5 protein-coding genes, 1 tRNA gene and 2 pseudogenes are annotated in these 3,833 nt (G+C 69.3%); 2 read left to right on the forward strand and 6 right to left on the reverse strand.

Annotated features, from left to right (window positions below; genetic code table 11):
* Positions 1-436: 436 nt before the first annotated feature.
* A complete protein-coding gene (locus tag M3N57_08770; GenBank protein MDP9022773.1) occupies positions 437-787 on the forward strand; it encodes a PPOX class F420-dependent oxidoreductase in 351 nt (116 codons plus the stop codon).
* 48 nt (positions 788-835) lie between these two features.
* Positions 836-1,453, forward strand: coding sequence for a TetR/AcrR family transcriptional regulator (locus tag M3N57_08775; protein ID MDP9022774.1), 618 nt, complete (start codon positions 836-838; stop codon positions 1,451-1,453).
* Positions 1,454-1,460: 7 nt separating this feature from the next.
* Here the strand turns inward: M3N57_08775 and M3N57_08780 are convergent, their stop codons facing one another.
* The 6 genes and pseudogenes from M3N57_08780 to M3N57_08805 all read right to left on the reverse strand — a co-directional run.
* Positions 1,461-1,865, reverse strand: coding sequence for a type II toxin-antitoxin system VapC family toxin (locus M3N57_08780; GenBank protein ID MDP9022775.1), 405 nt, complete (start codon positions 1,863-1,865; stop codon positions 1,461-1,463).
* The gene (locus tag M3N57_08785; protein ID MDP9022776.1) at positions 1,847-2,089 is read right to left on the reverse strand and encodes a hypothetical protein; all 243 of its coding nucleotides are present in this window, start codon (positions 2,087-2,089) and stop codon (positions 1,847-1,849) included. The genes M3N57_08780 and M3N57_08785 overlap by 19 nt, the downstream gene beginning before the upstream one ends.
* Before the next feature lie 9 nt (positions 2,090-2,098).
* Positions 2,099-2,886 (reverse strand): annotated as a pseudogene (locus tag M3N57_08790) (TipAS antibiotic-recognition domain-containing protein).
* A 75-nt stretch (positions 2,887-2,961) separates the two neighbouring features.
* Positions 2,962-3,146 (reverse strand): annotated as a pseudogene (locus M3N57_08795) (FAD-binding oxidoreductase).
* Between the two features lie 278 nt (positions 3,147-3,424).
* Positions 3,425-3,497 (reverse strand) — tRNA-Ala (locus M3N57_08800).
* Positions 3,498-3,520: 23 nt separating this feature from the next.
* A partial coding sequence (locus tag M3N57_08805) for a hypothetical protein (protein ID MDP9022777.1) occupies positions 3,521-3,833 on the reverse strand: 313 nt, incomplete at its 5' end.

The raw sequence follows: 3,833 nt of genomic DNA on the forward strand, positions 1-3,833 counted from the left end.
TGTCAGCAGCGACACCTTCGCCAGTCGGGCAGGGCTCCCCGACTACCTGCAACGCGGGGTGGGGACCTTTCCTGGCCACCAGTGGGGACCTTCGTTGGCCACCAGCGGGGACCTCACTTGGCCACCACCGGGGACTTTCTCATGGCCACGGACAGCAAATGGAGCCGTCGAGCTCCGCCCGCTGTTGACGCTCTCGGACCATCCGCCCGAATGAGGTGACAACTAGCACCACGGCCTTCGCGAGGGATGGTCGGCGGTCAGGTCCCGGGGCGGCGACGGGACCCACGCCTCGATGGCATCGTAGCGAGAACTGCACACAGTGTGTAGTTTGGCTCACATGCACAAGACGTTGTCGCCTGGAGGGGTCCGCGCGGTGGATTACCCGCCCCTCAGGAGGGCGCTCGACTGTCCTCGAGCCGCAAGGAGGTCCTCGCAGATGCTCAGTGACGCTCAGGTGGCCTACCTGTCCAGCCAGATCCTCGGCCGGCTCGCGACCCTCGGCCCCGACGGGCCGCAGGTCCGGCCTGTCGGCTTCTCCTTCGACGCCGACACCGGCGTCATCGAGATCGGCGGCTACTCGCTGCCATCGACGCAGAAGTGGAAGAACGTCCGCGACGACCCACGCGTGGCGTTCGTGGTCGACGACCTCGCCTCGACCGACCCGTGGCGCCCCCGTGCGCTGGAGGTCCGCGGCACCGCCGAAGCGGTCGCCGTTGCCGACGGCGCCGATCGCGACGTCATCCGCATCAGCCCCGATCGCATCCTCACGATGGGACTGGAGCAGTAGTCCGGCACCGCCGAAACTCGACCGCGACCGTCCGGGCGGAGTCCACACGTGCCGGAGATCGGGCAGCCCGCGAACGAGCGCAGCCGCCGGACCCGGCAGGCGGTGCTCAGCGCGACCCGCTCGATCCTCGAGGACGACGGCTTCGAGGCGCTGACCATGGGCGCGGTCGCCCGGCGCGCGGGCGTGTCCCGCCGCGGCGTGTACCTGCACTTCGATTCGGTGGCGGCGCTGATCGCCGGGCTGTTCGATCACGTCGCGGAGACCGAGGGCCTGGCTGAGTCCGTCGACGCCGTGTGGCGGGCGCCGGACGCGATCGCGGGGTTGGACGCCTGGGCGGGTCACCTGGCCAGCTACCACCCGCGCGTCATGGCGGTGGACCGCGCGCTCCAGCGGATCGAGCAGACCGACGAGGCCGCCGCGGCCCACCGCACCCGGGTGTGCAACGAGCAGACGTCCAACTGCCACAGGCTGGCGCGCTGGCTTGCCGCCGACGGTGGGCTGGCGGACGGATGGGACGTCGCCTCGGCGACCGACCTGCTGTACGGGCTGATCTCCAGCGACATGATTGGCCGGCTGCTCGACGACCGCGGGTGGTCGCAACAGCGACTCGCCGACCGGTTGTCGCTGCTGCTGCGATCCTCCCTCGTACGGGGGGACGGCCCATGACCTCCGGTCAAGACGCGTCGGCGGGCGGATGCTCCAGTTCGAGACCGTCGACGCGACGGAAGTGCGCAGTGTTTCGCGTCGCGAGCGGAAGACGGAACCGCAGACACGTCCCAGCGATCAAGGTGTCCCGGTACCCGATCGGCCGGCCATCGCTCCGCAACGCGGTGTACACCGCGCCTGCGTGCATGGCCGCCCTCATGTCGAACGGCACCGTCCGCGACCTCAGCAGGCGCATGATGTCGTCGCGTCGCCGTAGGAAGTCCGTGCCGAGCCGCAGCTCGTATGCGGTGATCGCAGTTATCCGGAACCGACGCTCGACGATGAGTTGAGCCACAAGTTTCGCGCCACCGCCACGTCCGCGCAGGTAATCGATGACGAGATCGGTGTCGACGACTACGAGGCCGAGCGCCACAGCGATCTCGCCTCATCGATGCGCCCGCGGATCTCCGCCTCTTCCTCGTCGTCGACGCTGCCTTCCAGCGACAGCATCAGCTCCACTTCTCCCGCGTCCTGGTCACGCAGGTAGGTGTCGAGCGCCTCCTGCACCAGCACCGAGAAACCACGCAGCCCACGTCGGTGGGCGATCGCGGCCAGGGCTCGACGCTGGTCGTCGCTGATCTCCACTGTGGTGCGCATGCATGCATCTTAGCATGCATGCTGCGCCAGGAGCCCTGGCCCCCTGGCAACGGTTACGCCCGGAAGCAGGGCCCGCGTGATGAAGTCCAGCTGCGCCGGGACGGGCCACCGTGCTGTTGCTCCAGTTGCTCGGCGTTGTCGGCCTGCATGCGGTACAGCGAGTCACGCAGCCCGTCGTCCCCACCGTGGAACTACTCCAACAGCTCCATCCACTCGCGCGCCAACTGTTGCCCCTCGGGCGCGGCCGGGTCGGTTCCGGCGTCGATCGCCTCCTGCACGCGCGCCATGAGGTCCGGCCAGCGTGCCTGCACCTCGGCGATGGCCTTCTCTGCGAGCCGTTCGCGACGCTCGGCCAGGTCGGCCAGTTGCGCGTCGCTGAAGTACTGCCTCACCGTGCCATCCACCGTGATCCTGCCGGATGAGCTTCAAGAAGTCCGTGACGGAGCCGGTATTGGTGACACCCTCTGTGGCGGCGATCATCGTGCTCAGCTGCGCACGCAGGGTGCGCATAGCCACCAGCTGCCGGTCCAGGTAGGCCCGGTGCCGCAGGAGCAGCGCCTCGATCGACGACGTCCCGTCGAGGACCTCGCCGATCGAGCGCAACGGCAACCCGAGCTGCCGCAGGGCGAGCACCTGGTAGCCGCTGGACGTCGGCCTCGTCGTAGAGGCGGTGCCCGGTCGGCGTGCGGCCAGATGGCCACACCAGGCCCACATAGTCGTAGGTGCAGGGCTCGAACCGTCAGCCGGCTCCAGGACGCCAGCTGTCCGATCTTCCAGACCCGACCAGGGCGGTGCATGTCTCGGCCACCTTCGCTTCCACCGGCGCGGCCACGCCGGCGAACCCGACGCAACGACCTGACGTCACGTCAGGATCAAGAAGGAATCCGAGGACTGGCGAGCATCGCCTCGACCTCGCGCGCGCACCCCCAGGACAGGGCGACGCCGCTCCCCCCGTGGCCGTAGTTGTGGACCCATGTGATGAGCCGAGCGACTCCTGCTCGCAGCGCATCGCGGGGCGGATCGGGCGCAGCCCGACACGGTGCTCGACCACGCGGGCGCCTCGCGGGGGACCACATCGAGGATCAATCGGCCGGCGACGACTGATCGTCGCCGACGGTCCTGTGCCGAACGACACTGGCGCTCACGGCAGCCGTCGACAAGACCGATCTGGCCCACGGCGACCGGCACGCCGCGTGGAGTCAGTGACTGGCTCGCGTGTGTTGCCGGTCACACAGCCGATCGTCAAGAGTCCCAGACCGGTGGGAACGCCCGACGCCCGAGCCACAACGGGCTCTGGCGCAGTGGGACAAGTGTTCGTATTGGGGTCACATGACGTGGAGCCGAGGGGAATCGAACCCCTGGCCTTCGCCATGCCATGGCGACGCTCTACCAACTGAGCTACGGCCCCTGACGCAAGCGGCGAGTGTAGCGTCAGGCCCCCGTGACGGCCGACGACGGGCCGGTCGATCGGCCGGACGCGGGGACCGCCGTCCAGGTCTCGGCCACGACGCGCCCGAGCTCGTCGTACTCGACCACGTACGCGCCCGTGGCGCGGTCCTCGTCCGTCGCCTGGCCGTCGTCGTCGTGGAACCACAGCAGGGCATGTGCCCCACCGTGGTCGGTCGGGCCGTCGACGTAACGCGTCCTCATGCCGGTCTCCCCCAGACAGCCGTCGCGGGTTTTGTACCGCCGCAGGAGCCGGCGACGATGGAGGCGGACCCGCACGACCCGGGGTGTGTCGGCT

Source organism: Actinomycetota bacterium, assembly GCA_030776725.1.
Classification (GTDB): domain Bacteria; phylum Actinomycetota; class Nitriliruptoria; order Nitriliruptorales; family JAHWKO01; genus JAHWKW01.

Coding starts and splice junctions, on each gene's coding strand:
- M3N57_08770 (MDP9022773.1), top strand. CDS start 437: ATGCTCAGTGACGCTCAGGTGGCCTACCTGTCCAGCCAGATCCTCGGC.
- M3N57_08785 (MDP9022776.1), bottom strand. CDS start 2,089: ATGCGCACCACAGTGGAGATCAGCGACGACCAGCGTCGAGCCCTGGCC.